Origin of the sequence: Clostridioides sp. ZZV15-6597 (genome assembly GCF_020657815.1) — a bacterium.
Classification (GTDB): Bacteria; Bacillota; Clostridia; order Peptostreptococcales; family Peptostreptococcaceae; genus Clostridioides.
In genome coordinates this window covers 1-250 of the sequence record NZ_JAGWCT010000292.1, presented here as the reverse complement: position 1 = coordinate 250, position 250 = coordinate 1, and the positions used below count along the sequence as shown (strand labels likewise).

The following is a 250-nucleotide window of genomic DNA, read 5'->3' as shown; positions in this document are numbered from 1 at the left end:
CGGAACTGGCAGACGCACAGGACTTAAAATCCTGCGGGACTTACCTCTCGTACCGGTTCGATTCCGGTCTTCGGCACTTTATAAAACAATATCGCGGAGTGGAGCAGTTGGCAGCTCGTCGGGCTCATAACCCGAAGGTCGTAGGTTCGAGTCCTGCCTCCGCAACCATTAAAATGGCTCGTTGGTCAAGAGGTTAAGACACCGCCCTTTCACGGCGGTAACAGGGGTTCAATTCCCCTACGAGTCACCA

At 54.0% G+C, this 250-nt stretch carries 2 tRNA genes; both read left to right on the top strand.

Features of this window, described 5'->3' with window-relative positions:
- The first annotated feature begins 92 nt into the window (after positions 1 to 92).
- A tRNA-Met gene (locus tag KGF52_RS21270) sits at positions 93 to 168 on the top strand.
- 7 nt (positions 169 to 175) lie between these two features.
- A tRNA-Glu gene (locus KGF52_RS21265) sits at positions 176 to 250 on the top strand.